Source organism: Streptomyces sp. O3 (assembly GCF_054788135.1).
This window is the reverse complement of sequence record NZ_JBTVYK010000002.1, coordinates 75,995-100,689: the sequence shown is the minus strand read 5'-3', so window position 1 is coordinate 100,689 and position 24,695 is coordinate 75,995. Positions and strand designations below refer to the sequence as shown.

Below are 24,695 nucleotides of genomic sequence, written 5' to 3'. Positions count from 1 at the left end.
AGCGTAACGCTTGTGATCTTCGTACTGGCGGCCGGTTCCCGGATCGGGGCCACGGGCAGGCAAGATAGGGGGGTGACCCTCATCGATCAGCTGCCGCCGACCGCCGACCCCGACACCCTCTTCGAGGCGTTCTCCACGTGGACGGAGTCCCAGGGCATCACCCTCTATCCGGCCCAGGAGGAGGCGCTGATCGAGGTGGTGTCCGGGGCCAACGTGATCCTGTCCACGCCGACCGGGTCGGGCAAGAGCCTGGTCGCGGCGGGTGCGCACTTCACGGCTCTGGCGCAGGACAAGGTCACCTTCTACACGGCGCCGATCAAGGCTCTGGTGTCGGAGAAGTTCTTCGACCTGTGCAAGCTCTTCGGCACCGAGAACGTCGGCATGCTGACCGGCGACGCGTCCGTGAACTCCGACGCGCCCGTCATCTGCTGCACCGCCGAGGTGCTGGCCTCGATCGCGCTGCGGGACGGCAAGGACGCGGACATCGGCCAGGTCGTGATGGACGAGTTCCACTTCTACGCGGAGCAGGATCGCGGCTGGGCCTGGCAGATCCCGATCCTGGAGCTGCCGCAGGCGCAGTTCATCCTGATGTCGGCGACGCTCGGCGACGTCTCGATGTTCGAGAAGGACCTGACCCGGCGCACCGGCCGGGAGACCTCGGTGGTCCGCTCGGCGACCCGGCCGGTCCCGCTGTCGTACGAGTACCGGCTGACGCCGATCACGGAGACGCTGACCGAGCTGCTGGAGACGAAGCAGTCGCCGGTCTACATCGTGCACTTCACGCAGGCGCAGGCCGTGGAGCGGGCGCAGTCGCTGATGAGCATCAACATGTGCACCAAGGCCGAGAAAGAACAGATCGCCGACCTGATCGGCAACTTCCGCTTCACCACCAAGTTCGGCCGTAATCTCTCCCGTTACGTACGGCACGGCATCGGCGTGCACCACGCGGGCATGCTGCCCAAGTACCGGCGTCTGGTGGAGAAGCTGGCCCAGGCCGGTCTGCTGAAGGTCATCTGCGGCACGGACACCCTCGGCGTCGGCGTCAACGTCCCGATCCGTACGGTGCTGTTCACGGCGCTGGCCAAGTACGACGGCAACCGGGTGCGGGTGCTGCGGGCCCGCGAGTTCCACCAGATCGCCGGGCGCGCCGGGCGTGCGGGCTTCGACACGGCGGGCCTGGTGGTCGCACAGGCGCCCGAGCATGTCATCGAGAACGAGAAGGCCCTGGCGAAGGCGGGCGACGACCCGAAGAAGCGCCGCAAGGTGGTGCGCAAGAAGGCCCCGGAGGGGTTCGTCGGCTGGACCGAGAACACCTTCGAGAAGCTGATCGCCTCCGAGCCGGAGCCGCTGACCTCCCGCTTCCGGGTCACCCACACCATGCTCCTCGCGGTGATCGCCCGCCCCGGCAACGCCTTCGACGCGATGCGCAGGCTGCTGGAGGACAACCACGAGCCGCGCAGGAACCAGCTGCGGCACATCCGCCGCGCCATCGCGATCTACCGTTCGCTGCTGGACGGGGGCGTCGTCGAGAAGCTGGACGCGCCGGACGCGGAGGGCCGGATCGTCCGGCTCACCGTCGACCTGCAGCAGGACTTCGCGCTCAACCAGCCGCTGTCCACCTTCGCGCTGGCCGCCTTCGACCTGCTGGAGCCCGAGTCGCCGTCGTACGCCCTGGACATGGTGTCGGTCGTGGAGTCCACGCTGGACGACCCGCGGCAGATCCTGGGGGCGCAGCAGAACAAGGCGCGCGGCGAGGCCGTGGGCGCGATGAAGGCGGACGGCGTCGAGTACGAGGAGCGGATGGAGCGGCTCCAGGACATCACGTACCCCAAGCCGCTGGAGGAGGTGCTCTTCCACGCGTACGACCTGTACCGCCGCAGCCACCCCTGGGTCGGCGACCACCCGCTGTCGCCCAAGTCGGTGATCCGCGACATGTACGAGCGGGCGCTGACATTCACGGAGTTCACCTCGTACTACGAGCTGGCGCGCACCGAGGGCATCGTGCTGCGGTATCTCGCCAGCGCGTACAAGGCCCTGGAGCACACCGTCCCGGACGATCTGAAGTCCGAGGACCTGCAGGATCTGATCGCCTGGCTGGGCGAGATGGTCCGGCAGGTGGACTCCAGTCTGCTGGACGAGTGGGAGCAGCTCGCCAACCCCGAGGAGATGACCGCCGAGGAGGCCCAGGAGAAGGCCGACCAGGTCAAGCCGGTCACGGCGAACGCCCGCGCGTTCCGGGTGCTGGTGCGCAACGCCATGTTCCGGCGGGTGGAGCTCGCCGCCCTGGACCAGGTGGAGCAGCTGGGCGAGCTGGACGCCGATTCGGGCTGGGACGCGGACGCGTGGGGCGAGGCGATGGACGCGTACTGGGACGAGTACGAGGACCTGGGCACCGGGCCCGACGCGCGCGGGCCGAAGCTACTGCGGATCGAGGAGCGCCCGGAGGACGGGCTGTGGCGCGTCCGGCAGACGTTCGCCGATCCGAACGGCGACCACGACTGGGGTATCAGCGCCGAGGTCGACCTCGCGGCGTCGGACGCCGAAGGGCTCGCCGTCGTCAAGGTCACGGACGTCGGCCAGCTCTGACCAGGGTGCTGACCAGGGTTCTGACGGACACCAGCCGAGGAGCAGCGATGACCGATACCGATAGCGGCACGAGCCCCGCCGAGAGACTCGTCGACCTGCTCGATCTGGAGCAGATCGAGGTCAACATCTTCCGCGGGCGCAGTCCGAACGAGTCCCTCCAGCGGGTCTTCGGCGGGCAGGTCGCGGGCCAGGCCCTGGTCGCGGCGGGCCGTACGGCCGGCGGGGACCGTCCGGTGCACTCGTTGCACGCGTACTTCCTGCGGCCCGGCCGTCCCGGCGTGCCCATCGTGTACCAGGTCGAACGGGTGCGGGACGGGCGTTCCTTCACCACCCGCCGGGTGACGGCCGTCCAGCAGGGCCGCACCATCTTCAATCTGACCGCGTCCTTCCACCAGCCGGAGGAGGGCGGCTTCAGCCATCAGCTGCCGCCCAGGATCGACGCGCCCGACCCGGAGTCGCTGCCGAAGGTCGCGGACGAGATCCGCGAGCATCTGGGCTCGCTGCCGGAGCAGTTGGAGCGGATGGCGCGCCGTCAGCCCTTCGACATCCGGTATGTGGACCGGTTGCGCTGGACTCCGGAGGAGGTCAAAGACGCGGAGCCGCGCAGCGCCGTGTGGATGCGCGCGGTCGGCCCGCTGGGCGACGACCCGCTGATCCACACCTGTGCGCTGACGTACGCCAGCGATATGACGCTGCTCGACGCGGTCCGTATCCCGGTGGAACCGCTGTGGGGGCCGCGCGGCTTCGACATGGCCTCGCTCGACCACGCGATGTGGTTCCACTGCCCGTTCCGCGCCGACGAGTGGTTCCTGTACGACCAGGAGTCCCCGATCGCGACGGGCGGCCGCGGCCTGGCCCGCGGCCGGATCTACGACCGCGCGGGCCAGCTATTGGTATCGGTCGTCCAGGAAGGCCTCTTCCGCCCGCACGCCTGATGACCTGGCGATCCGTATGGCACCGAGCGGGCGGGGCCGGGTGGCTCATACGGACAGGGCGAGGCTTGCGGGCAGGGCGTCGAAGGCGATCTCGCCCAGGAGGCGCAGGGTGACGTCCTCGCGGCCGTCCCGGCCGAGTCTGGTCTCGAGTTCGCGGCGGGTCTGAGCGGCCTGGTGCTGCTCGTGCTGCTGTGCGTCCGCGTCGGGGTCCTGGACGTGGCGGCACCCGGACCGGCCACGCCGCCCGGACCAGCGGATCCGGTCGAGTCCGACCGCGCCCCCGCTCCGGCGCCGGTCGGCGGCCGGAGCGCGGAGGAGCGCTGACCCGTATGACGCTCAGGGCTGGGGCGTGGGGCGGTCGCGCCACTCGGACAGCAGGCGCTCCACGTCGAAGGGGACCAGGCCAAGCGGCGGTCCCGGCAAGGGGCGGGCGAGGGCGGCGCGAATCTTTTCGTTGACCTCCGTCAGCAGCCGTCGAGCCTCGCGCTCCGACGTAGCCTGCTCGGCGGCGGCCAGGGTGTCCTCCGCCTCTTTGCGCAGCGCGAGCGTCGGCGGCAGCACGGACACGCCTTCGCGATGCAGCTTCCGCTTGATCCACCAGGTCTCGTCATACGGCGCGTCGGCATCGGGCAGCGGCTTGCCGAAGCCCGCCAGGTCCGAGAAGTCGCCCCGCTCCTCCGCCTCGCGGATCTGCTTGTCGACCCATGACTCGAAGCTGACGCTCGGCGGCTTGCGTTCGGTCATCGTGCGCTCCTTCCCCGACGGCGAGACCGGGACGTACGCGCCCCGGACCGGTCCTTACCGTTCACTGTAAGACGCACCGGACGCAGGCCACGCTGGAGCACCTGGAACTCCGCCGACGTACTGCGGCACCACCTGGACGCGCTGTTCGGGCCCCGCCCCGCAGGGGAGCGGGCAGGCATCGCCCACCCCGCTCCCGTCGTCACTCCCCTCACCCCCTCCTGAACCCGGCCCGCCGCCCACGCCGCAGCAGCGCGGCCACCGCCGCCGCGAGGCAGAGCGACCCGGCGAGCGCCCCCACGGCTGGCCAGACACCGCTCCCCCGCGCCGTCGCGCTCGCCGTGGTCTCGGCGTTCCGCCGCGTCCCGGCGTCCTCCTTGGTGTCCGGCCGCGCTGCCGCGGACCGTACCGAGACGGCCTCGGGGCCCGCCTTCGGCTTCGGCGGCCGCAGCGACCCGACGGGGCTCACTCGCCCAGCCGCGGCGAATCCCCAGTCCAGCAGAGACCTGGCCTCCTGGTACACGGCTCGGCCGCCACCTGCCTGTGGGTTCATCACCGAGACCACCAGAGTGCGGCCCGCCCTCCGGGCCGCGGCGATCAGGGTGTGGCCCGCCTTGGAGGTGTAGCCGTTCTTGACGCCGACGATCCCCGGATAGACCCCCACCCCATCGGCACCGGTGAGCAGACGGTTGGTGTTCTGGATCTCGTAGGACCAGCCGTCGCCAGGGAACTTGGCCACGGCGGTCCCGCTGTATTCGGCGAACTCCGGGTCCTGTAGCCCGGCCCTGCCGAAGACGGCGAGGTCGTACGCCGAGGACACCTGCCCCGGCGCGTCATAGCCGTCTGGCGATACCACCCGCGTGTCGCGGGCGCCCAGCGCTCGGGCCTTGGCCTCCATCTGCGCGGCGGTGTGCCGCCAGCCGCCGTTCATCTCGGCCAGCACATGCACCGCGTCATTGCCCGAGCTCAGGAATACGCCTCGCCACAGGTCTGCCGCACGGTAGGTGTGCCCCGCGATGACCCCGACCAGACTGCTGCCCTCGCCGATCTGGGACAGCTCCGCCTCGGTCACCTTGTGGGTCAGCCGACCGGGCAGGTGGGGCAGAACGGTGACCGCGAAGAGTGCCTTCATGGTGCTGGCCGGTGGCAGCCGCCGGTGTGCGTTCCGGGCGGCCAGTACCTCTCCGCTGTCGGCGTCGGCCACCAGCCAGGACAGGGCCGACACACCCCCTGGCAGGGCGGGCGCTCCCTGCCTTGGCCGGACCTGCGTCCCCTCACGGTCCAGGAGAGAGGAGTCGGCGGGCAGCGGCTGGGGAGGCTTGGGCTCGGCGTGGCGGGCCGCGGCTGGCGCGGGCACCAGCAGCAGGGTGCCGACGGCGAGGGACAGCGTGCCCGCCAGGGCGGTGCGCGCAGTTGATCTGACAGTCATTCAGCCAACGTAGGAACCTCCTGCCTGGTGTCGGGGTAGGCCCTGCCGACGGCGCGCCCACGGCACCCGGATGCCGCGTCCGCTCGCCCCGCGCACGCGCTCGGGGTAGCGCTCGGGCAGGTGCCGACGAGGTCAGCCAGCGGACGCCCGTCGGCGCCGTCGACGCCGTAGCCATCCGCGCGGCCCTTGAGCGGCGGGCGCGTCCGGAAGCGGGGGAACCGGGGGCGGGGGCGTGGCGGCTGGCGGCAGTGGACTGATCTCCCGCGGGCGCGGTGCGGGCCGCTGCTTCCTGGCCTCCTCCAGGTCCTGGGCGAGCGTCGTGTGCAGCCAGTGGATTTCGTCCGGGTCGTCCGCGAAGAGGATCCCCACGGCGACCTGTGTGGCGAGTGCGTCGGGCGGGCCCGGAGCGAGGTAGGGCCGCGGTCCGATCCGCCGTAGGTAGGCGCGCTCGTAGGGGTCCGGCACAGCGTCGGACACCTGCTCCGGGTCGAGCATCGACGCGGTGACGGCCGCGTGTTCCCACGCGTCACCGGCCTGGCGCGCCAGGAGGCCTCGGCGTCTTCCGCGCCAGTTGCGGGCCCGCAGGTCCTCGCCCGCCTCCAGACGGCGGCGGATGGCCTCCGGGGCGGCGCCGGTGAGCAGCGCGCCGTGCGACGGGGCGAACTCGCGTAGCTCGTCGGCGAGATAGAGCCAGACCACCGCGCGATAGCGATTCAGATAGAAGCGGACCGGGACCAGCAGTCCCGCTCGGGCCAGGCGGGTGAAGCGGCTCGCCGGAATGGCGAGCAGGGCGGCCCCTTCGGCGGTGCCGACCGTTCTGACGCGCTCGCGCAGGGCTCCGGGGAACCCCTCGGCCGCGCGCAGCCGGTCGATTTCCGAGCCGGGAACCCTGGGCCTGCCGGGCTCCGGGCCCGGCACGCCGCGGATATGGCCGAGCTGCATTCCCAGTTCGCACTCTCCGCGCCTCAGCTCGAGCTCCCGAGCGGCTCGCCCCAGCGAGTACGACGTCTCGGCCAGCCTCCCGACAGACCTCTCGACAGACCTCTCGACAAACCTCCCGACAGGCCTCTCGGCAGACGGCTTGTCAGCAGTCGTGCGAGCAGCGGTGTTTCCGGTCATGAGGACCTCCCCCGTACGATGCGATTACTCTCGGTGAAGACCGTAGCGCGGAACGCCGTCGCTCCGTCCGGCCTGTGGATAACTCTGGTGACCGGCCTGTCGGCGCAGGTCAGCGATGTGGGCGGGCCATCATGGGGCCATGGCAGAGAAGATGACCGAAGAAACCTGGCGCGCTTTCCTCTCGCACGGGACCCGGACCGGCAAGCTCTCCACCGTCCGGGCCGACGGCTCCCCGCACATCGCTCCGATCTGGTTCCTGCTCGAGGGCGACCACATCGTCTTCAACACTGGCAAGGACACGGTGAAGGGCCGCAATCTCGCCCGCGACGGACGGGTCGCCCTGTGTGTGGACGACGACCGGCCGCCGTTCGCGTTCGTGGTGGTCCAGGGCCGCGCCGAGCTGGTGGAGGATCTGACCGAGGTGCGCGCCGCGGCGACCCGGATCGCGGCCCGCTACATGGGCGCGGAGCGCGCCGAGGAGTTCGGGGCCCGCAACGGCGTGCCGGGAGAGCTCCTCGTCCGGGTCGGCCTGGACAAGGTCCTCGCCCAGGCCGACCTCGCGGCCTAGAAGACCGCGGGCCGCCTCATCCCACCGTGTCGAGCAGCCGGGCGGCGTGTGCCCGCCCGGCGTGGTCGACCAGTCGGATCAGCACTTCCTTCCCCGAGTCCCGCTCGCGTGCGTCGCACAGCACGACCGGCGTCTCCTGGTCGAGGTCGAGGGCGCGGGCGACCTCCCACGCGCCATAAGCGCGCGCCCCCGGAAAGCAGTTGACGGCCACGACGAAGGGGATGCGACGGTGCTCGAAGTAGTCCACCGCGGGGAAGCAGTCCGCGAGGCGCCGGGTGTCCGCGAGCACCACGGCGCCGAGTGAGCCCTGGGACAGCTCGTCCCACAGGAACCAGAAGCGGTCCTGTCCCGGCGTCCCGAAGAGATACAGGGACAGTCCCTCTCTGATCGTGATCCGGCCGAAGTCCATGGCCACCGTGGTGGTGGTCTTCCGTTCCACCTGCCCGGTGTCGTCCACCGACTCGCCCAGTTCGCTGAGCTGTTCCTCGGTACGCAGCGGCCGGATCTCGCTCACCGCCCCGACCAGGGTGGTCTTGCCCACCCCGAAGCCGCCCGCGACCAGGATCTTCAGCGCCAGGGCGGTCGTGTCGCCGCCCTGGGGCTCAGAGCGCTCGGAGCCCATTGATCACTTCTCTCAGGATGCGTTCGTCGGGTAGCTGTGCGGGCGGCACGGGCCGGTGCACCTTGATGCGCCCCTGCTCCAGCAGGTCACCGAGGAGCACCCGCACGACGCCCACGGGCAGGTCGGAGCCCGCGGCCAGCTCCGCGACCGACTGGGTCTCGCCCCGGCACAGCTCGATCAGGGTCCGGTGTTCGGGGCCGAGCGGGGAGTCGTGCCCGGCGTCCGGGGCGGTCGTGTCCAGCCGTACGAGGGCGATCAGGTCGAAGCGCGCGGCAGCAGGGCCCGCGCTGGTGCGGCCGCCGGTCATCGCGTAGGGGCGGACCAGCGGTCCGGCCTCGACGTCGTACCACCGACCGCCCGACCGCTGGCGGGCGGCGTCTTCCGCGCCACCGTGGGTGTTCATGGGCTGAGCCGCCCTCTTTCTCTCATCCGGCGCCGTCCGGTGCCGTCCGGCGTCGGTCATCCGGCGTCGGGCGGCTGGGCAGCGAAGCGTGGTGGCGTGTAGAGGTGCTCACCCACCCGCTTGACCAGTCGGGCCATCTCGTAGGCGATCAGCCCGATGTCGGCGTGTGCCACGGCGAGTACCGCGAGGCAGGAGCCGTCGCCCGCGGCCGCGACGAACAGGAAGCCGTCGTCCATCTCGACCATCGTCTGGTGTACGCCGCCCGCGCCGAAGTGGCGTCCGGCGCCCTTGGCCAGGCTGTGGAACCCGGAGGCGACGGCGGCCAGGTGCTCGGCGTCCTCGCGGCGCAGGGCGCTGGACGCGCCGACCGCGAGGCCGTCGTTCGACAGCACCACGGCGTGCCGGACCTCGCCCACGCGCAGCACGAGGTCGTCCAGGAGCCAGTCGAGTTCCCCGGAACGGTGGCCGGTGCCGACGCTCGGATTCTCGATCATGCGGGATCTCCTTCGCTGCTGTCACTGCCGGGTGGACGTCCCCCGCCGCGGGCCCATCCGTCGCGGTAGGCGGCCATCCGGTCCCTGGCCTGTTCCGGAGTGCGCTCCGCCGCCTCGGGTGCGGGGATCACGGGGGCGTCTGCTGGTCGCTCGGCGCGGAGTTGGGGCGCGAGGTGGGTCTGGCGTACTCGGCGCGGGAGTTCGGGGTCGGCTTCGTCGGCGGCCTGGACCGCGTCGGCGGCCTGGTCCGGGTGGGCCGTCTGGGTCAGGTGGACGGTCTGGGCCGGGTGGGCCGGGTGGACGGTCTGGGCCGGGTGGGCCGGGTGGGCGGTCTGGGCCGGGTGGGCCGGGTGGGCGGTCTGGGCCGGGGCGTCGGCCGCCGGGTGTGGTGTGTGCTGGGGGCCGTCCCCACCGCCCGCCTCGCTGGGGCGGGTAAGCGGCCTGAGCGCCGTGACACCGGGCCGGGGCGTCGGCCCGGCGGACGGGCCGAGCGCGGGACGTGCGGCCGATTCGGGCGTGGACTCGCCGTGCGGCGGGGTTCCGTGCGGCGGGGCGCCGAGCGCGGGGCCGCCGCCCGCCCTTGGCGCCGCCCCCGCGGCGGCCAGCCGCGCGTGCTCCCGCGGCGGGGCGGCCTCGTGCGGCTCGCGCGCCGGGCCAGGGCCTCTGCGCGCCGGGCCGGGGTGCCCGTGCGCGGCTTCGGGGGCCTGGGGAACGGTCGCCTGCAAAAGCGCGGTGGGCAGCAGGACGACCACGGTCGTGCCACCGTACGGGGAGGTGCGCAGATGGACCCTGATGGCGTGCCGCCCGGCCAGCCTGCTCACCACGAACAGCCCGAGGCGGTCGCTGTCGAACAGGTCCAGCGCCTCGGACTGCTCGATGCGCCGGTTGGCCTCGGCCAGTCGCTCCTTGCCCATGCCGAGGCCGCGGTCCTCGATCTCCAGCGCGTATCCGTTGCCGACGTGTTCCCCGAAAACCCGCACCTTGGTGTGCGGCGGCGAGAACTGGGCGGCGTTCTCCACGAGTTCGGCCAGCAGATGGGTGAGGTCAGCGACGGCGCCGCCCACCACGGCGGCCTCGGGAAGCTGGCGTACCTCCACGCGCGCGTAGTCCTCGACCTCGCAGACCGCGGCGCGTACGACGTCGGTCAGGGAGACCGGCACCCGCCAGGCGCGTCCCGGTGCGGCACCGGACAGAATGATCAGGCTCTCCGCGTGCCGCCGCATCCGCGTGGTCAGGTGGTCGAGGCGGAAGAGGTCGCTCAGCTCGTCCGGGTCGTCAGACCGGCGTTCCATCGAGTCGAGCAGGTTGAGCTGACGGTGGACCAGGACCTGGCTGCGGCGGGCGAGGTTGACGAAGACGCCGGAGACGCCGCTGGCGAGTTCGGCGCGCTCGACCGCCGCGCGCAGGGCGGCGCGGTGCACGGTGCCGAGCGCTTCGGAGACCTGGCCCGTCTCGTCGTCGGCGCGCGGCCCCGGTGGCGCCTCGGCACGGATGTCGAGTTCTTCTCCGGCGCGCAACCGGCGCATGGCCTGCGGGAGTTTGTGCCGGGCGATCTCCAGTGCGCTGTTGCGCAGGCTGATCAGCTCGATGACCAGGGCGCGTCCGATGCGTACGGAGATCACCAGCGACGCGACGACGGCGAGCAGCCCGAGCAGCACCGCGGCGCCCGCCGTGGTCAGCACCCCGCGCGTGAGGGGGTCGGCGCGCTCCGCGGCGCGGCGTGCGGCGCCCGCCTCGATCGCGCGCAGGTCGTCCCGTACGGCCGCGTACGCCGTGTCCCAGGTCCCGGCCTTGAGCACGTCGGCGGCCTCGCGTCCGGGCGGCGCGGCCAGCAGCCGGTCCTCGACGGCGCGCACCGTGGCGTACGCGCGGGACTTCGCGAGTTCCCGCCAGGCGGCGCGGTCGGGTGCCGGCAGGTCCTGGACGGCGGCGGCGGTCGTGGTCCGCCGGGCCTCGGCCGTGCCGATGAACCCGCGCAGCCGTTCCCCGTCGATGGAGTCGGCCGGTTCGGCGGCCGCCAGCAGCGCGTCCTGGCGCGCGAGGAGTTCACCGGCGCGGGAGAATTCGAGCAGCACGCGCGCGTCGGAGCCCGGTTCGGCGTCCTGGAGGCCGGTGAGGGCGCCGCCGACCCCGAAGGCGGTCTGGATGGTCTGGGTGTACCGCTCGTACGCCGTGTCCCCGTCGGCGTCGCGGTCCAGGACCGTGGTGCGCAGAGGCTTGAGGGCTTGGGCCCGCGCGACGAACGACGTGAGCCGTCCGGACACGGTCTCGGGGAGTCGGCCGCCGTCGGCGACGGTGTGCCGTCGGCCGAGCCGGAGCGCGTCCACGGCCCGGTCGGTGCTCTTGGCCCGCTTCCTCAGCGCCTCGCCGCGACGGGGGTCCGGCTCGGCGGCGTAGCGTACGGCGGCGACGCGTTCGGCCTGGAGCGCGGCGACGGCTGTGGTGAGCGGGGTGCGTATCTGCGCGTCGACCCGCTGTGTCTCCCGTAACCGTGCCACGTCCTGGGCGGTGCTGACGGTGGCGAAGGCCCACAGGCCCAGGAGCGAGACCACGGGCACCATCAGCAGGCAGACGATCTTCGCGCGTACGGTCCTGGCGCGCGGCCACAGTCGCCCGCCCTGCCGTCCGCTCAGTGGGCGTGCGACGGTCCGCGGGGGCGGTGTCTCCGCGTCGGGCCGCTCGTCGGCGGGCGCGCCCGCGTGTGCGCGTCGGCCGCGGGTGGGGGGCTCGGGTGGCGCGGGTGGCGCGGGTGGTTCTGACGGCGTTTCTGGGGTGGGTGGAGTGGGTGGCATGGGTTCTGTCGGTTCCATCCGGTATGGAAATGGGGTCGGGGTGTCGTGCCCCGAGCGGCGGAACGGGCCGCGTCGACCAGGTGCGATCGGGTCTCGCGCGAGGCCCGGCGGTCACCGGTCAGCGGACGGCGCTCATGGTCGGCCGCTGTGCCGAAGCGGAGGCCGCGCGCTCTCCCGCCGTAGGGGAGAGCGCGACGAAGGCCGAGGTCAGGAAGAGATAGGAGCCGAGGCCGACGGCGAGGGGGAAGATGAACTGCATCGCCGTGGCCCCGGCCAGGACCTCGCTGGAGGGCGCGACGCGCACGCTCACCGCCATCATCCCGGTGTAGTGCATGCTGCTCACCGCCCCGCCCATGACCAGCGAGGCGACCCCGACCGCGAGCGGCGACCTGATGTGCAGGGCCGCCCACAGCGCCGCCGTCGCGGCGACCACGGCGATCACCACCGAGAGCCCGACGAGTACGGGGTCGTAGCTCACCGTGCCGTGCAGCCGCAGCGCCGCCATGCCCAGGTAGTGCATGCTCGCGACGCCGAGCCCGGTGGTGAGCCCGCCGAGCGCGAGCGCGCGGCCGCGCCGCCGGTCGTAGCCGACGGTGAAGACTCCGCCGCCGACCACGAGCATCGCGACGAGCAGGCTCAGCAGGGTCAGCGGTACGTCGTAGCGGATGTCCGTGCCGCTGACGCCGAAGCCGAGCATCGCCACGAAGTGCATCGTCCAGATTCCGGCGCCGATCGCGGAGGCCGCCGTGATCAGCCAGTTGCGGCGCGACCTTCCGGTGGCGGCGAGCGCGCGCACCGTGCAGCGCAGCCCGAGAGCGGCGCCGATGCACGCCATCGCGTACGACAGTACGGGTGTCAGCCAGCCGAAGGTGGCGTGGTCCAGGTGTCCCATGGCCCCAGGACGCTAGTCCCGACAGGGGCGCACAACAGGGGCGCATTTTGAAAGTTGCCGGAATATGACATGGATATGTTTGTGAACGATCGCGTCAGGGTCGAACGTGCGCACCCAGATAGATGTACGGCCTATCGCACTCACAGCCGGAGGTCCTCGAGGCGGGCGCGGAGTGCGGATGCGGAATCATGAAGCGCATGAGCAGTGACCCCACAGATGTCCAGGAGTTCTTCACGGCGCGCGCGGCCGACTGGGACGCCCGCTTCCCCGACGACGGGCCCGTGTACGAGACGGGAGTGGCCGCGCTCGAACTGCGTCCCGGTGACGCCGTGCTCGACGCGGGCTGCGGCACCGGACGCGCGCTGCCCCCGCTGCGCCGGGCCGTGGGGCCGTCCGGTGTGGTGATCGGCGCCGATCTGACGCCCGCCATGCTGGCGGCCGCGGTGCGGGCCGGGCGGGACGGCGACGGGCGGCTGCTGCTCGCCGATGTGGCGCGGCTGCCGCTGCGCGACCGGTCGCTGGACGCCGTGTTCGGCGCGGGGCTCGTCTCGCACCTTCCGGAACCCGCCGATAACCTGCGGGAGTTGGCCCGCGTGGTACGTCCGGGCGGGCGGCTGGCGCTCTTCCACCCCATCGGCCGGGCCGCGCTCGCGGCACGGCAGGGCCGCCAGATCACGCCGGGCGACCTGCGGGCCGAGGCCAACCTCCGTCCGCTGCTGGCCTCTTCGGGCTGGCGGATGACGCGGTACGTCGACGAGGACGCCCTCTTCCTGGCGCTGGCGGTGCGGGAGGGTTGATCGGCCCCGACGGGCTGGCGTGCCGCGCGGTCACCGCCCTCGCGCGGGAGCGTGCCGGTGGCGGCGGCGAACTCCAGGCGCTCGCGGACCTCGCGCGGGGTGCGCGGGCGGTAGCCGGGGCCGCCGCAGCACCCCTGACGGAAGCGGACTCCGGCGTTCAGTACGGCGGTCAGGGCGCGCCAGGCCGCGGTGTCGCGACGCGGCGGAACCGCGAGCGCGGAGCCCGCGTTGAGGAGCGCGCCGCCGCACCGGGGGCATACATCGCGGCGTACGCGCGCGTAGTCGGGCGCCTTCTTGTACGCGGCGCGGCAGGGTGCGCAGACGAAGTGGCGCCGGGCCATGACGCGCAGCCTACGAGCGCCCCCGCCCCGAGGCGAGCGGATTTCGTCGGCTCCGGAGGCGGGCGCCGGGGTCTCGACGCCGTGATTACCGGCTAGTAGGGTGCGCCGACGGTGTGCGGAACGAGACGGTACGACACGGAGGGGGTCGCCATGGCCGGTACGGACGAGGCGCCGGTCGACCACGGGCCCGCCGGCCGCGCGCCCGGCGACGAGGCATCGGGTGCACCCGGCGACGACGCGCTGCATGTGCTGACCGCGGTGCTGTTGACGCCCGCGCAGTTCCCGAGCGTGCTCGGGGACGACTACCCGCAGGCCTGTGCGGCTCTCGGCCTGCCGCCGGTCCCCGACGGATACGGCCTGGTACTCGGCCAGGACGGGAGCGGCGCGCGGTGGACCGTGGCGGTGGACGACGTGTCGCTGGTGGCCGTCGCGATCGCGTCCTGGGATTGCGGAATGGAGTACGACCTGGCCCCGGACGAGCGCACGATGGTCGCCACGCTGGGCGGCTGGCCGCTGGCGCTCGCCGTCGCCGCGCCGGGTGCGCCCGCCCCGCATGACCCGCGGCCCGAGCCCGGTGCGGCCGACTGGCCGGTGCTGGCGCCGCCCGACACCGAAGGCTGGGGACCCGCGCAGCGGCGGCTGGGCGCGGACGAGATCGCCCGGCAGTGGGCGGCCTGGCGGGAGCAGATCGACGACGCGGACTTCGCCTCGGACTCCCCATCGGCCGCGGAACCCGGCGCTGACGCCACTGAAGCCGCCGCGGCGGCCACAACGGCGGGAACCACGCCCCGGAGCGTGCGGCAGGTGCTGGACGAGGCGCGCGCGTACACGACGACGCCCCCGCCACTCGGACGGGTGCGCTCCTCGTTCGCCGGACAGGACGTCAGGACGCTGCGGGTCGACGGCCCCGGCTGGTCCCTGGTCGCCAGGACCGACGACATCGCGTTCATCCTTCTCGACGAGGACCCCGGACAGGTGCTGCCCGTGGGCCGGGGCCCCGAGCTGCCCGGACTGCTCGACGCCCTCGACCGCATAGCCGTGCGCCCCGCCTGAACCGGTGCCGGATCAGGCGGGCCGGGGCCTGTCCGGCGGATCAGGCCGACGCGCCCCAGGCCCGATCCGCCGGACGGCCCCAACGGGTCAGTGGCCGATCTCCTTGCGGCTGGCGTTACGCAGCCTGCGCCGCTGGGACGGGTCGAGCGTCATATACGCCGCCGCGGGCACCCCGACCACGATGAGCAGCACGGCCCAGAGGGGCAGCCATATCCACAGGAAAAGCCCGACCGCCACTCCCCCTACGGCGATCTTCGCGGTATTCGACATGTGCGTCGCCTCCTTCGCGGCTGCTGCCGCTCTCTGATGGTGAGAACGGCCTCGCGTCCGCCGTAGTTCCAGTGTGGACCCCTGACGCAACCCTGACGTCGTACCCCTACGCGCCCCTGAGAGGCTCACCAAGCAAAGGTGATGGAGATCATGCCCGGCAACGTCCACATGCCCCCTCAGATGATGTATGGTCGGCGACTCCGCATCCAGTAGTCAAATTTGAGGAATGCGCATCACTGTGCCTAGGTTTCCCACGGCAACACCCGCAGAGATCTCCGAACTCGCCCACTGCTCCGTGGTCTTCCTGCCCGCCGACCCCGCGCGAACCGGCCGGGTCGCCTTCTGGCATCCCGACGGCAGCCAGCCGCCGACCACCGCCGCGGGCTCGGCGGACGCGCTGACCGTCGTGCTGCCCGGCGCCGCCGGGGTCGCGCCGCTGCGGGTGCCCGCGCGGGTGCTGGAGACCCGGACCGCGCTGCCCGTGCTCACCCGCGCGCGGACCGTGCCCGGAGCGCATCCGGCCGCCGCCTTCTGGGGTGCGGCGGCGCTCCTCGCTCTGCGGTTCACCGCGCGGGGCCTGCTGCTGCCCGGCCTCTCCGCGGCCGCGCACGACGCCTGGCGGGCCGGCCCGCTGGGCGCCGAAGAGTTCGCCCGGCTGCGTGAGCTGGCCGCCGCGATGCCGCCCGCCGCACACGCCGTGCCCCTGCCGGGCCCTGGCGCCCCGCGCCTCGCCGAACCCGAGTCGCTGCTGCGCGACTTCCTGGACGCCGTCGCCGACAGCCTGCCCCGTTCTCCGGCCGCGCCGCTGGCCACCGGGCACCCGGCCTTCGCGGCGGCGTCGCCCCAGCGCATTCCCGGCCAGCGGGCCTGGGCCGCGGATGTGGCGGCCGGTCACGACACGGGCGTGCGGGTCTCGCTGCGCGTCGAGGTGCGCGGGCTCACGGACGGCTCTGCCGACGCGAGCGGGCCGACGTTCCGCGCCGTACCGCAACTGCACAGCGTGCACGACCCCGCGCTGGTCGCCGACGCCGCGGAGGTGTGGGCGCGGTCCGGGGCGACCGCACGGTCCTTCGGCCCGCGTACCGAGCTGGACGCGCTGCTCGCCCTGCGCCGCGCGGCCCGCGCCTGGCCGCCGCTCGCACCGCTGTTGTCGGCCGCCGTACCCGACGCGATCGAGCTGGCCGACGAGGAGGTCACCGAGCTGCTCGGCGCGGCCGCGCGGGCACTCTCCGGGGCCGGCGTCGAGGTGCACTGGCCCCGGCAGCTGGCCCGTGAACTGACCGCGTGGGCCACAGTCGGGCCGCCCTACGACGCCTCGGGCGGCGACAGCCCGGCGGCCGTGGACGCCTGGGGCACGGTGGACCCCGTGAGCTCGTCGGACGGCTCGGACCAGGACGACAGGGGCCCGGCCAAGGCCGCGTCCGACACCCCGTCCTTCCTCGCCGCCGACGCCCTGCTCGCCTTCGACTGGCGGTTCGCCCTGGGCGGGCAGCGGCTGACCCGCGCGGAACTCGACCAACTCGCCGAAGCCCACCGCCCCGTGGTGCGGCTGCGCGACCAGTGGGTGCTCATCGACCCCGACGAGGCGCGACGCGCGCGTGCCCGGCAGGACCACAAGGTCACACCGGTCGACGCGCTGAGCGCGGTGCTGACCGGCTCGGCCGAGGTCGACGGGCGACACGTGGACGTCACCCCGACGGGATGGCTGGCCAGCCTGCGCGAGCGGCTGGCCAGCCCCGAGACCGCCACGCCCGTCGCCCAGCCGGACACGCTCGCGGCCACTCTGCGCGACTACCAGGCGCGCGGCCTGTCCTGGCTGGCCACGATGACCTCGCTCGGGCTCGGCGGCTGCCTCGCGGACGACATGGGGCTCGGCAAGACGATCACTCTGATCGCCCTGCATCTGCACCGGCAGCGCGACAAGGCGTCCGCGGGCCCCACCCTCGTGGTGTGCCCCACCTCGCTGATGGGCAACTGGCAGCGCGAGATCGAGAAGTTCGCGCCCGGCGCCCCGGTCCGCCGCTTCCACGGCGCCTCGCGCGATCTGGACGCCCTGGCGGACGGCGCGTTCGTGCTCACCACATACGGCACCATGCGGCTCGACGCCCGGCAACTGTCCCAGGTCACCTGGGGGATGGTCGTCGCGGACGAGGCCCAGCACATCAAGAACCCGTACTCCGCCACCGCCAAGCAGCTGCGCACCATCGGCGCCCGCGCGCGCGTGGCGCTCACCGGCACCCCGGTGGAGAACAACCTCTCCGAGCTGTGGGCGATCCTCGACTGGACCACGCCCGGACTGCTCGGCCGCCTCGGCGCCTTCCGCTCCCGCTACGCGCGCGCCGTGGAGAGCGGCACCGACCCGGCCGCCGCCGAGCGGCTCGGCAGGCTCGTACGCCCCTTCCTGCTGCGCCGCCGCAAGTCGGATCCGGGGATCGCGCCCGAGCTGCCGCCCAAGACCGAGACCGACCGCGCCGTCTCGCTCACCCCGGAGCAGACCGGCCTGTACGAGGCAGTGGTGCGCGAGACGATGGCCGAGATCGCCGCCGCCGACGGAATGGAACGGCGCGGCCTGGTCGTCAAGCTGCTGACGGGACTCAAGCAGATCTGCAACCACCCGGCGCAGTTCCTCAAGGAGGAGCGGCCCGCCGTCTCCGGGCGCTCGGGCAAACTGGAGCTGCTGGACGAGCTCCTGGACACGATCCTCGCCGAGGAGTCGAGCGTGCTGGTCTTCACGCAGTACGTGCGGATGGCTCGGATCGTGGAGCGGCATCTGGCGGCCCGCGGCGTGCCGACGCAGTTCCTGCACGGCGGCACGCCCGTACACGAACGCGAGGCGATGGTACGGCGCTTCCAGGACGGCGAAGCCCCCGTCTTCGTGCTGTCGTTGAAGGCCGCGGGCACGGGGCTCAACCTGACCCGCGCCGAGCATGTCGTGCACTACGACCGCTGGTGGAACCCGGCCGTCGAAGCGCAGGCCACCGACCGCGCGTACCGCATCGGGCAGACCCGTCCGGTACAGGTGCACCGGCTGATCGCGGAGGGCACGGTCGAGGACCGCATCGCCGAGATGCTGGAGAGCAAACAGGGGCTCGCGGACTCCGTACTCGGCTCCGGCGAGGCCGCACTGACCGAACTCACCGACGCGGAACTGGCCGATCTGGTCGAGCTGCGAGGAGGCGCCCGATGAGCGACGCGTACGCGGACTACGAAGAGCACGCAGACCACGAAGAGCACGACGATCGCGCAGAGCACGACGATCGCGGGGCTCGCGCGGAGGGCGAGCGCACCTTCGCCACGCTGCCCCCGGTCCACGGCCGCGGCTTCGCGACCTCCTGGTGGGGACGCGCCTGGCTGAAGGCTCTGGAGGACACGGCGCTGGACTCCCAGCAGGTCAAGACGGGGCGCAGGCTGGCGCGGGCCGGGGCGGTCGGCGCCGTGTCGGTGCGCCCCGGCCGGATCACGGCGGTCGTGCGGGACCCGGATCGTGCCACCCACCGCTCCGACGTGCTGCTGCAGCGGCTCGACGCGGACGCGTGGGACCGTTTCCTGGACATGGCCGTCGAGCGCGCCGGGCATATCGCCGCGCTGCTCGACCACGAGATGCCGCCGCACCTGGTGGAGGACGCGGCGGCCGCGGGGGTCGAACTCCTGCCGGGGATCGGCGATCTGGAGCCGGAGTGCGACTGTGACGCGTGGGACCACTGCGGGCATACGGCGGCGCTCTGCTACCAGTTGGCGGGGCTGCTCGACGAGGACCCGTTCGTCCTGCTGCTGATGCGCGGACGCGGCGAGCACGAACTCCTGGACGAGCTGCGGGCGCGCAGCGTCGCCCGTGCCGCGCCCGACGAGCCCGCCGCCGACGCGACGGCGTCGCCGGACGCCCCAGAGGGGGTGTCGGCTGAGGAGGCGTACGCCCTGGGGGGCGTCCTGCCTCCGCTGCCCGCTCCCCCGGCACTGCCCGACGCACCGGGCACGCCGCCCGGCCTGGACACCGAGACCGAGCCCGCGCCCGGCCTCGATGTGGCGGCCCTGGCGGTACTCGCCGCCGACGCGGCAGCGGCGGCGCACCGGCTGCTGGCCGAGGCGCTGTCGCCCGGCCACGCGGAGCAGCCGGTCACGGCGGAGCCCACGCCGGAGCAGGACGCGGTACGGCTGGCCGCGGCGGTGGGCGGGGCCGACGGCCGGACGGCCCCGGTGATCGCCGCGCCGGTCGCCGAGGCGATCACCGCGCGGCTCGCCGCCGGGTCCGGGCGGGACCGCGAGGGGCTCGCGCTCGCCGTACGGGCCTGGGAGTACGGCGGTGCGGCGGCCCTGCCCGTACTCGAGGAGGAGTGGACCCCGCGGGGGGACGCGCTGGCACGCGCGCGTGCCGCGCTGGACACGGCCTGGGACGGGGACGAGCGGCCGCGCCTGCGTGCCGCGCGCAACCGATGGACCGTCGTCGGCGCTCAGGTCCAGCTCCGGTACGGCCGGGACGGGCGCTGGTGGCCCTACCGCAAGGAACGCGGCCGCTGGACGCCCGCCGGCACCGCCGCGTACGACCCGGCCACGGCGCTGGCGGCGGCCGTGGCGGCGGGGACGGGCGGCGCGTAGCGGCGCGGCCGCGCCGTCACATTCCGGGAACGCGCCGAGTGCGGACCCTCGTACGGGACGTACTCAGGTCTGCGCCCGGTGTGGCGAAAGGAGTCCCCCTGCTGGAGCGGAGCCGAGAACTTGCGGCGCGTGCATGGCGTCGCGGGCAGAGTCGCGGGGCAGACGGGAGTGGTCGGACCGGCCCTCGCCCGTCCCGCCGTCGGCTCGACGCGCGGCAGGGCGGGCGGCGGCCGCCCGTGCCCAGGCGGCCGCCGTCCGGGCCACCGGCGCCCCTCACGGGGCACGCCCCAGCCCTCACGGGACCATCCCGCCGTGAGCGACAGGGCGTGACGCGGGGCGAGTCGCGCGCGGACGGTCTCGTACCCCCAGGCGCGCCCCGTCTGCCCCGCGCCTCAGCCGCGTGCCCCCAGCAGGTGGTCCATCGCCAGCTGGTCCAGGTGCTCGAAGGCCATGCCCCGCGCGGCAGCCCCCGCCGCGTCGAAGTCCTCGAAGGCGGACCGGTCGGCGAGCAGCCCGGCGAGCCCGTCGCCCGCCGTCGGCAGCGCCAACTGGTCCAGTCGGGACGCCCGCAGCGCGCCTTGGACCTCGGGGTCGGCCCGGAAGGCGGCGGCCCGCTCCCGCAGGATGAGGTAGTTGCGCATACAGCCCGCGGCCGATGCCCACACTCCGTCGGCGTCCTCCGTGCGCGGCGGCTTGAAGTCGAAGTGGCGCGGGCCCGCGTACCCCGCGCTCTCCAGGAGGTCGACCAGCCAGAACGCGGACCGCAGGTCCCCGGCCCCGAAGCGCAGGTCCTGGTCGTACTTGACGCCGCTCTGCCCGTTGAGGTCGATGTGGAAGAGCTTGCCCGCCCACAGGGCCTGGGCGATCGAGTGCGGGAAGTTCAGCCCCGCCATCTGCTCATGGCCGACCTCCGGGTTGACCCCGTACAGCTCTGGGCGCTCAAGGCTCTCGATGAAGGCGAGCGCGTGCCCGACCGTGGGCAGCAGGATGTCACCGCGGGGCTCGTTCGGCTTGGGTTCGAGCGCGAAGCGCAGGGCGTAGCCCTGGGTCGTGACGTACTCGCCGAGCAGGTCGAACGCTTCCTTCAGCCGGTCAAGCGCCACACATACGTCCTTGGCCGCTCCGGACTCCGCACCCTCGCGGCCGCCCCACGCCACGTACACCTCGGCGCCGAGTTCGGCCGCGAGGTCGATGTTGCGCAGGGTCTTGCGCAGCGCGTAGCGGCGTACGTCGCGGTCGTTGGCGGTGAAGGCGCCGTCCTTGAAGACGGGGTGCGTGAACAGGTTCGTCGTGGCCATCGGCACCTTGAGGCCGGTCGCGTCGAGCACCTGCCGGAACCGTTTGACGTGCGCGTCGCGCTCGGTGCCCGACACGCCGAAGGGAATCAGATCGTCGTCGTGGAAGGTGACGCCGTACGCGCCGAGCTCGGCGAGCCTTCGTACGCTCTCCGCGGGGTCGAGCGGGGCGCGGGTCGCGTCGCCGAAGGGGTCCCGGCCCTGCCAGCCGACCGTCCACAGGCCGAAGCTGAACTTGTCCTCATGGGCGGGTACATAACTCATCCCGGCTTCTCCCTCACTGACGAGACTGACCCCGACTATTTTGTCATGACACTTAACAAACTAGTATCCGGGAGCATCGCGGGGAAGGCAACGACACCTCGAACGTCGAACGGAGAGCGCGATGTCAGCAGCCGATGGTCCCCTGGTCGTCGGCGTGGACAGCTCCACGCAGTCCACCAAGGTCCTGGTCGTCGACGCGGCGACGGGCACCGTCCTGGCGAGCGGACGGGCCCCGCACACCGTGTCCGCCGGTCCCGGCCGGGAGAGCGATCCGATCCAGTGGTGGGGCGCGCTCACCGAGGCGGTACGGCAGTGCGGTGACGTCGCGCGCGAGGCCGCGGCGGTGTCCGTGGCCGGGCAGCAGCACGGCCTGGTCACGCTCGACGCGGACGGCGCCCCGGTCCGCCCGGCCCTGTTGTGGAACGACGTACGCCCGGCGCCTCAGAACACGCGGCTGATCGAGCGCCTCGGCGGTGCCAAGGTCTGGGCGGAGCGGATCGGCAGCGTGCCCGCGCCCGCCTTCACCGCGGCCAAGTGGGGCTGGCTGCGCGAACACGAGCCGGACGCGGCGGCCGCGACCGCCGCCGTCCGGCTGCCGCACGACTACCTGACCGAGCGGCTCACCGGCTACGGCACCACCGACCGGGGTGACGCGTCCGGCACGGGCTGGTGGGCCGGGCCCACCGAGGCGTACGACGCGGAGGTCCTCGCGCTCGTCGGCCTGGACCCGGCCCTGCTGCCCCGCGTGGTGCGTCCGGGCGAGGTCGCCGGGACCGTACGGGACCTGCCGGAACTCCCGTTCGCCAAGGGGACCCTGGTCGCCGCGGGCACCGGCGACAACGCGGCGGCCGCGCTCGGGCTCGGCCTGCGTCCGGGCACGCCGGTGCTCAGCCTGGGCACGTCGGGGACCGTGTTCGCGGTGTCGCGGCACCGCCCCGCCGACCCCACCGGCACGGTCGCGGGCTTCGCCGACGCGCGCGGCGACTGGCTGCCGCTGGCCTGCACGCTGAACTGCACCCTGGCCGTCGACCGGATCGCGGCCCTGCTGGGCCTGGACCGCGAGGCGGTCGAGCCGGGCGGCGGTGCGACGCTGCTGCCCTTCCTGGACGGCGAGCGGACCCCGAACCTGCCGCACGCCTCGGGCCTGGTGCACGGGCTGCGGCACGCCACCAGCGGCGGGCAGCTGCTCCAGGCGGCGTACGACGGTGCGGTGTTCGCCCTGCTCCAGGCCCTGGATCTGGTGCTCGCCACGGACGCGGGCGCGGGAACGGGTACGGACACGGGAACGGGTACGGACACGGGTACGGGCACGAGCGCCGCCGAGACTCCGCTGCTGCTGATCGGCGGCGGTGCCCGCGGCGCCGCCTGGCAGCAGACCGTACGCCGTCTCTCCGGCCGCCCGGTGCAGGTGCCGGACGCCGACGAGCCGGTGGCACTCGGTGCCGCCGCGCAGGCCGCGGGGCTGCTGACCGGCGAGGACCCGGCGGCCGTCGCACGCCGCTGGGGCGGTGCGCGGGGGCCGGTGCTCGACCCGGTGGCGCGGGACGAGGAGACGTGGGAGCGGATCTCCTCGCTGCTGGCCGGTGCGGAACCGCTCCTCGGCGGAGGGTTGGCAGACTGACGGCGTGAACTCTCCACTCCCCCAGCCGAACCCGCCGCTGCCCCACACCCAGCGGGGCATCAGACGCCGCAACCTCTCCCTGGTGCTCCACACCGTCGCCGCCGACGGCCCGCTGTCCCGCGCCTCGGTCGCCTCCCGGATCGGGCTCACCAGGGCGGCCGTGTCCACGCTCGTGGACGAGCTGGTCCGCGCGGGCCTGATCGTCGAACTCGGTCCCGAGCAGCGGACCGGCGCCGTGGGCCGCCCAGGAAGCGCCCTGGCGCTCAGCGAGCGCGGCCCGGTCGGGATCGGGGCGGAGATCGGCGTCGACCATCTCGCCGCGTGCGCCGTGGACCTGCACGGCGCCGTACGGGCCAGGGCGGTCCTGGACAGCGGCAACCGGGGCCGTGCGCCAGAGCCCGTGCTGACGGAACTCGCCCGCCTGATCAAGGAGGTGACCGAGACGGCCCGCGCGTCCGGCCTGCGGCCCGCGGGGCTCGGTGTCGCGGTGCCGGGCCTGGTGGCCCGCGACGCGCGGACCGTGGTCCGCGCGCCCAACCTCGGCTGGACCCAGGTGGACCTCGGCCAGCGCCTCCGGGGCCCCCTGCCGCCGCGCGTCGACAACGAGGCGAACCTGGGCGCGCTAGCCGAACTCTGGCTCGGCGGCGGTCGGCCGCACACCGGCGCACCGGCCGACGCTGGCACACGGACGGCCGGCGACGCGTCGGCGTCCCGTGACACGATGACGACCGACCGGGCACCGGCGACCGGCAGCACCCCGGCGACCGGCAGCGCCGAGGAGTCGCGGGACTTCCTGCACGTCTCCGCCGAGATCGGGATCGGCGCCGCCGTGGTCGTGGACGGCCGCCTGCTGCGCGGGGCCCGCGGCTTCGCGGGCGAGTTGGGCCATGTGCCGGTACATCCCGAAGGGCCCGACTGTCCGTGCGGCGGACGGGGCTGCCTGGAGCAGTACGCGGGCGCCGAGGCGGTCCTGCGGGCCGCTGGCCTGCCGCCGGGCGAGGGCCGGATCGAGCTGCTCGCCGCGCTCGCCGACGACGGCGACGAGCGGGTACGCCGTGCGCTGCACGACGCCGGGTCCGCGCTGGGCATCGCGGTCTCGGGCGCGGTCAATCTCCTCGACCCGCAGACGGTGGTGCTCGGCGGGGCGCTGTCCCGGCTCGCGCCATGGCTGCTGCCCGCCATGGAACGGGAGTTGCGCCGCCGCACCGCGGACCCCCAACGGCCCGACGGCGCATCGGTGACGGTGTCCCGGATCGGCTCCGACGGGCCGCTGCTCGGGGCGGCCCACGCGGTCGTCCAGGCGGTCCTGGACGACCCGGCGTCGGTCACGACTCACTAGACCCTGCCGTCACACTCCCGCCGTCCGCCCGGAGGGCGGTACCGCGCCCGGACACGGCGCACGTGCCGGACGGCTAGTCGGTCCGTTCCGTACGGGCCACGATGGGCGCCCGAGCGCGCAGCGCCGTGCGCGTCGGTGCACCGCCGACAGCGGGAGGCCGAGTTGACAGATCCGTGGGTGGCCCTGGAACCCGGCAGCGACCCGCCGAACGGGTGCGCCGACTAGGCCGTGCCCACACGGACTTCGTCACGGCGGGCACGGTCGCCAGAGCCGTGCGCCCCGTGGTGGCGAACTCCTGGCGGCGCTCGGTCCGGGCCAGAGTCAGCCCGGACGGCACCGCGCGCGTGGAGCTCGCCGACGGCGAACTCGGCTCCTACCGGGCCGAACACCCCCTGGCGCGCGTCCCGGACCCGGACCCGTGCCGGGCGGATGAACTTCGTACCGGGCGCTCGCTGGGCGGAGTCCGCGGTGGGCGCCAACGCTCCGGGCACCGCGGAGTCGGTGAACGCCGTCTGCAAGTGCCGCAAGCACTGCTGGAGCG

The 24,695-nt window shown here is 73.6% G+C and carries 20 protein-coding genes and 1 pseudogene; 11 read left to right on the top strand and 10 right to left on the bottom strand.

Annotated features, from left to right (window positions below):
• Nucleotides 1-12 precede the first annotated feature (12 nt).
• The 3 genes from ACX6XY_RS01810 (at nt 13) to ACX6XY_RS01800 (ending at nt 3,845) form a co-directional block, all read left to right on the top strand.
• The gene (locus ACX6XY_RS01810) at nt 13-2,586 is read left to right on the top strand and encodes a DEAD/DEAH box helicase (RefSeq protein ID WP_460325516.1); all 2,574 of its coding nucleotides are present in this window, start codon (nt 13-15) and stop codon (nt 2,584-2,586) included.
• 47 nt (nt 2,587-2,633) lie between these two features.
• A complete protein-coding gene (locus ACX6XY_RS01805; protein ID WP_460325514.1) occupies nt 2,634-3,521 on the top strand; it encodes an acyl-CoA thioesterase in 888 nt (295 codons plus the stop codon).
• Between the two features lie 174 nt (nt 3,522-3,695).
• Entirely contained in the window at nt 3,696-3,845 is a 150-nt protein-coding gene (locus ACX6XY_RS01800; RefSeq protein WP_460325512.1) for a hypothetical protein, read from the top strand.
• A 12-nt stretch (nt 3,846-3,857) separates the two neighbouring features.
• On the opposite strand, the gene ACX6XY_RS01795 is transcribed toward ACX6XY_RS01800, so the two are convergent.
• From ACX6XY_RS01795 to ACX6XY_RS01785, 3 genes are all read right to left on the bottom strand, one after another.
• A complete protein-coding gene (locus ACX6XY_RS01795) occupies nt 3,858-4,265 on the bottom strand; it encodes a DnaJ family domain-containing protein (RefSeq protein WP_460325510.1) in 408 nt (135 codons plus the stop codon).
• Nucleotides 4,266-4,473: 208 nt separating this feature from the next.
• Complete coding sequence (locus tag ACX6XY_RS01790; RefSeq protein ID WP_460325508.1) at nt 4,474-5,691, bottom strand: D-alanyl-D-alanine carboxypeptidase family protein; 1,218 nt, start codon at nt 5,689-5,691, stop codon at nt 4,474-4,476.
• 132 nt (nt 5,692-5,823) lie between these two features.
• The gene (locus tag ACX6XY_RS01785; protein ID WP_460325506.1) at nt 5,824-6,633 is read right to left on the bottom strand and encodes a DUF6397 family protein; all 810 of its coding nucleotides are present in this window, start codon (nt 6,631-6,633) and stop codon (nt 5,824-5,826) included.
• A 316-nt stretch (nt 6,634-6,949) separates the two neighbouring features.
• On the opposite strand from ACX6XY_RS01785, the gene ACX6XY_RS01780 reads away from it, so the two are divergent.
• Nucleotides 6,950-7,378, top strand: coding sequence for a PPOX class F420-dependent oxidoreductase (locus tag ACX6XY_RS01780; RefSeq protein WP_460325504.1), 429 nt, complete (start codon nt 6,950-6,952; stop codon nt 7,376-7,378).
• A gap of 16 nt (nt 7,379-7,394) precedes the next feature.
• On the opposite strand, the gene ACX6XY_RS01775 is transcribed toward ACX6XY_RS01780, so the two are convergent.
• The 5 genes from ACX6XY_RS01775 to ACX6XY_RS01755 form a co-directional block, all read right to left on the bottom strand.
• Entirely contained in the window at nt 7,395-8,000 is a 606-nt protein-coding gene (locus ACX6XY_RS01775; RefSeq protein WP_460325502.1) for a GTP-binding protein, read from the bottom strand.
• Entirely contained in the window at nt 7,981-8,403 is a 423-nt protein-coding gene (locus ACX6XY_RS01770) for a DUF742 domain-containing protein (RefSeq protein WP_460325500.1), read from the bottom strand. The genes ACX6XY_RS01775 and ACX6XY_RS01770 overlap by 20 nt, the downstream gene beginning before the upstream one ends.
• 56 nt (nt 8,404-8,459) lie before the next feature.
• A complete protein-coding gene (locus ACX6XY_RS01765; protein ID WP_460325498.1) occupies nt 8,460-8,897 on the bottom strand; it encodes a roadblock/LC7 domain-containing protein in 438 nt (145 codons plus the stop codon).
• Nucleotides 8,894-11,689 (bottom strand): sensor histidine kinase, encoded by a 2,796-nt coding sequence (locus tag ACX6XY_RS01760; RefSeq protein WP_460325496.1) that lies wholly within the window; start codon nt 11,687-11,689, stop codon nt 8,894-8,896. The genes ACX6XY_RS01765 and ACX6XY_RS01760 overlap by 4 nt, the downstream gene beginning before the upstream one ends.
• A gap of 118 nt (nt 11,690-11,807) precedes the next feature.
• Nucleotides 11,808-12,581: an MHYT domain-containing protein gene (locus ACX6XY_RS01755; protein ID WP_460325494.1), complete on the bottom strand. Its 774-nt coding sequence runs from the start codon at nt 12,579-12,581 to the stop codon at nt 11,808-11,810.
• Nucleotides 12,582-12,778: 197 nt separating this feature from the next.
• Between ACX6XY_RS01755 and ACX6XY_RS01750 the strand changes: the two genes are divergently transcribed.
• Together ACX6XY_RS01750 and ACX6XY_RS01745 are read left to right on the top strand one after the other, a co-directional pair.
• Complete coding sequence (locus ACX6XY_RS01750; protein WP_460325492.1) at nt 12,779-13,378, top strand: class I SAM-dependent methyltransferase; 600 nt, start codon at nt 12,779-12,781, stop codon at nt 13,376-13,378.
• Between the two features lie 491 nt (nt 13,379-13,869).
• Nucleotides 13,870-14,772: a hypothetical protein gene (locus tag ACX6XY_RS01745; RefSeq protein ID WP_460325490.1), complete on the top strand. Its 903-nt coding sequence runs from the start codon at nt 13,870-13,872 to the stop codon at nt 14,770-14,772.
• An 87-nt stretch (nt 14,773-14,859) separates the two neighbouring features.
• Here ACX6XY_RS01745 and ACX6XY_RS01740 read toward each other — a convergent pair whose 3' ends face one another.
• Complete coding sequence (locus ACX6XY_RS01740) at nt 14,860-15,042, bottom strand: hypothetical protein (protein ID WP_460325488.1); 183 nt, start codon at nt 15,040-15,042, stop codon at nt 14,860-14,862.
• A 226-nt stretch (nt 15,043-15,268) separates the two neighbouring features.
• Between ACX6XY_RS01740 and ACX6XY_RS01735 the strand changes: the two genes are divergently transcribed.
• Nucleotides 15,269-18,229 (top strand): DEAD/DEAH box helicase, encoded by a 2,961-nt coding sequence (locus tag ACX6XY_RS01735; RefSeq protein WP_460325486.1) that lies wholly within the window; start codon nt 15,269-15,271, stop codon nt 18,227-18,229.
• Nucleotides 18,226-19,635 (top strand): SWIM zinc finger family protein, encoded by a 1,410-nt coding sequence (locus ACX6XY_RS01730; protein WP_460325484.1) that lies wholly within the window; start codon nt 18,226-18,228, stop codon nt 19,633-19,635. The genes ACX6XY_RS01735 and ACX6XY_RS01730 overlap by 4 nt, the downstream gene beginning before the upstream one ends.
• A 392-nt stretch (nt 19,636-20,027) precedes the next feature.
• Here ACX6XY_RS01730 and xylA read toward each other — a convergent pair whose 3' ends face one another.
• Nucleotides 20,028-21,194: a xylose isomerase gene (gene xylA / locus ACX6XY_RS01725; RefSeq protein WP_460325482.1), complete on the bottom strand. Its 1,167-nt coding sequence runs from the start codon at nt 21,192-21,194 to the stop codon at nt 20,028-20,030.
• A gap of 121 nt (nt 21,195-21,315) precedes the next feature.
• Here xylA and xylB point away from each other — a divergent pair, with 121 nt between their 5' ends.
• The 3 genes and pseudogenes from xylB to ACX6XY_RS01710 all read left to right on the top strand — a co-directional run.
• A complete protein-coding gene (gene xylB / locus ACX6XY_RS01720; protein WP_460325480.1) occupies nt 21,316-22,815 on the top strand; it encodes a xylulokinase in 1,500 nt (499 codons plus the stop codon).
• A gap of 4 nt (nt 22,816-22,819) precedes the next feature.
• Complete coding sequence (locus ACX6XY_RS01715) at nt 22,820-24,154, top strand: ROK family protein (RefSeq protein WP_460325478.1); 1,335 nt, start codon at nt 22,820-22,822, stop codon at nt 24,152-24,154.
• 162 nt (nt 24,155-24,316) lie between these two features.
• Nucleotides 24,317-24,661 (top strand): annotated as a pseudogene (locus tag ACX6XY_RS01710) (transcriptional regulator); the annotation flags it as partial.
• Nucleotides 24,662-24,695: the final 34 nt, after the last annotated feature.

Bases quoted from the DNA above. Each gene is read 5' to 3' on its own strand.
- ACX6XY_RS01805 (WP_460325514.1), top strand. From the start codon at position 2,634: ATGACCGATACCGATAGCGGCACGAGCCCCGCCGAGAGACTCGTCGAC.
- ACX6XY_RS01795 (WP_460325510.1), bottom strand. From the start codon at position 4,265: ATGACCGAACGCAAGCCGCCGAGCGTCAGCTTCGAGTCATGGGTCGAC.
- ACX6XY_RS01790 (WP_460325508.1), bottom strand. From the start codon at position 5,691: ATGACTGTCAGATCAACTGCGCGCACCGCCCTGGCGGGCACGCTGTCC.
- ACX6XY_RS01785 (WP_460325506.1), bottom strand. From the start codon at position 6,633: ATGCAGCTCGGCCATATCCGCGGCGTGCCGGGCCCGGAGCCCGGCAGG.
- ACX6XY_RS01780 (WP_460325504.1), top strand. From the start codon at position 6,950: ATGGCAGAGAAGATGACCGAAGAAACCTGGCGCGCTTTCCTCTCGCAC.
- ACX6XY_RS01775 (WP_460325502.1), bottom strand. From the start codon at position 8,000: ATGGGCTCCGAGCGCTCTGAGCCCCAGGGCGGCGACACGACCGCCCTG.
- ACX6XY_RS01770 (WP_460325500.1), bottom strand. From the start codon at position 8,403: ATGAACACCCACGGTGGCGCGGAAGACGCCGCCCGCCAGCGGTCGGGC.
- ACX6XY_RS01765 (WP_460325498.1), bottom strand. From the start codon at position 8,897: ATGATCGAGAATCCGAGCGTCGGCACCGGCCACCGTTCCGGGGAACTC.
- ACX6XY_RS01760 (WP_460325496.1), bottom strand. From the start codon at position 11,689: ATGCCACCCACTCCACCCACCCCAGAAACGCCGTCAGAACCACCCGCG.
- ACX6XY_RS01755 (WP_460325494.1), bottom strand. From the start codon at position 12,581: ATGGGACACCTGGACCACGCCACCTTCGGCTGGCTGACACCCGTACTG.
- ACX6XY_RS01750 (WP_460325492.1), top strand. From the start codon at position 12,779: ATGAGCAGTGACCCCACAGATGTCCAGGAGTTCTTCACGGCGCGCGCG.
- ACX6XY_RS01745 (WP_460325490.1), top strand. From the start codon at position 13,870: ATGGCCGGTACGGACGAGGCGCCGGTCGACCACGGGCCCGCCGGCCGC.
- ACX6XY_RS01740 (WP_460325488.1), bottom strand. From the start codon at position 15,042: ATGTCGAATACCGCGAAGATCGCCGTAGGGGGAGTGGCGGTCGGGCTT.
- ACX6XY_RS01735 (WP_460325486.1), top strand. From the start codon at position 15,269: ATGCGCATCACTGTGCCTAGGTTTCCCACGGCAACACCCGCAGAGATC.
- ACX6XY_RS01730 (WP_460325484.1), top strand. From the start codon at position 18,226: ATGAGCGACGCGTACGCGGACTACGAAGAGCACGCAGACCACGAAGAG.
- xylA (WP_460325482.1), bottom strand. From the start codon at position 21,194: ATGAGTTATGTACCCGCCCATGAGGACAAGTTCAGCTTCGGCCTGTGG.
- xylB (WP_460325480.1), top strand. From the start codon at position 21,316: ATGTCAGCAGCCGATGGTCCCCTGGTCGTCGGCGTGGACAGCTCCACG.